Below are 1,549 nucleotides of genomic sequence, written 5' to 3'. Positions count from 1 at the left end.
CGCCTCTCGCGGTCGGTGCGGGACCTCGCGAGCGTGGCCGACCGGCTCGGCGCCGGGGACCTCGACGCGCGCGTCACCCCGTCCGGTCCGCCCGAGGTCGCGTCCGTCGGCACCGTGCTCAACGGACTCGGCGACCGGGTTGCCGGGCTGTTGGCGGACGAGCGCGAGGCGGTGGCCGACCTGTCGCACCGGCTGCGCACGCCGATCACCGCGCTGCGCCTCGACGTCGACCTGCTGGGCGACCCCGAGGAGCGCGAGCGCATGGCCTCGCACGTCGACGACCTCGTGGACGCGGTCGACCAGGTCATCGCCACGACGCGTCGCCGAGGAGCGGCGACCCCTGGCAGGTCGGACGCCGGTGAGGTGGTCCAGGACCGAGCCCGCTTCTGGCAGGTGCTGGCTGTCGACCAGGGACGGGAGATGCGCGTGCGTGTGCCCGGCGGGCCTGCGCCGGTCGCCGTCGCGGCCGATGAGCTCGGCGCGGCGCTCGACGTGCTGGTCGACAACGTCTTCCGGCACACCACTGCGGGCACCGCGTTCACTCTCGCGGTCACGGTCGCCCATGGCCTCGTGCGCGTCGAGATCGGCGACGACGGGCCCGGCCTGCCGACAGACGACCTCGCCCAGCGCGGGCGCAGCGGCACCGGGTCCACCGGGCTGGGGCTCGACGTGGCGCGACGCACCGCCGAGCGCGGCGGAGGCCGCCTCGTCATCACGCCCGCGGCCGACCCGGCTCACCCGGACAGCGGTGGCGCGTCGGTCGCTCTCGAGCTCCCGGTCGCCTTAGCCGACTCTTAGCCCAGGGTTGCCGCCGCCCTCACCCGGCCACCGCCACGGTGGTGACTCAGGGCACCACCGGGGTGCCGACGAGTGAGGAGCACGACGATGACCTGGAAGAGCCGCACCGCCGTAGCGAGTGCGTCGGCAGTCGTCCTGATCGGGTTGGGCACGGCGGCGGTCGCTGCCGCCACGTCACCGTCCGCGGACCCCACGCCTGAGATCACCACCACCACCACGACAGACCCCCGGACGGCGGAGCTCGAGCACTCGCTCGCCGCGCTGAACAGCGAGATCGACAGCCTCGCCGCGGCCGCTTCGAGCACCCCGACCGCTGTGCCGACGAACGGGTCCGCCCCCTCGGCGTCGCCCCGCAGCGACGACCCGCCGAGCCACGACGCCACCGACGACCGGGTGACCGGGGTGGACGACTCCCCCGGGGACGACGACTGGGCCACCGACGACTCGGCCTCCGAGCGCGCGCACCGCGGCTCCGACGACTCCGACTCGGACGACTCCGACTCGGACGACGACGGCTCCGATGACCACGGCTCGGACGACCACGGCTCCGATGACTGACCGTGGGCGCGCCCTCGTCACCTTGGTCCTCGTCCCGCTCACGGCCGGGCTGTTCGGCGCGGGCGTGATGTGGGCCGACGCCAACGACCCGTCTGCACCCGCGCCGGCCACCGCGGTGCCCGTCGACTCACGGATCGACCAGCTCGCGGCCCAGGTGGCCACTGCGCAGGCGCGTGTCGCGGCGGTCCGGGCC

The 1,549-nt window shown here is 75.0% G+C and carries 3 protein-coding genes; all 3 read left to right on the top strand.

Going from position 1 to position 1,549, the window contains the following annotated elements; all coding sequences use genetic code 11:
- Positions 1–798: sensor histidine kinase (locus tag AC1DUQ_RS21660; RefSeq protein ID WP_477074629.1), on the top strand; the 798-nt coding region annotated here is incomplete at its 5' end.
- Positions 799–885: 87 nt separating this feature from the next.
- Positions 886–1,356 carry a hypothetical protein gene (locus AC1DUQ_RS21655; RefSeq protein ID WP_477061551.1) on the top strand — a complete coding sequence of 157 codons (471 nt, stop codon included), beginning with the start codon at positions 886–888 and terminating at the stop codon, positions 1,354–1,356.
- The coding region (locus AC1DUQ_RS21650) for a hypothetical protein (RefSeq protein WP_477074628.1) at positions 1,349–1,549 on the top strand (201 nt) is incomplete at its 3' end. The genes AC1DUQ_RS21655 and AC1DUQ_RS21650, both read left to right, overlap by 8 nt.

This window comes from Cellulomonas sp. P4_B5_2, from assembly GCF_056402235.1.
Note: the sequence above shows the minus strand (reverse complement) of the source record. Positions and strands in the feature narration are given on the sequence as shown.

Bases quoted from the DNA above. Each gene is read 5' to 3' on its own strand.
- AC1DUQ_RS21655 (WP_477061551.1), top strand. From the start codon at position 886: ATGACCTGGAAGAGCCGCACCGCCGTAGCGAGTGCGTCGGCAGTCGTC.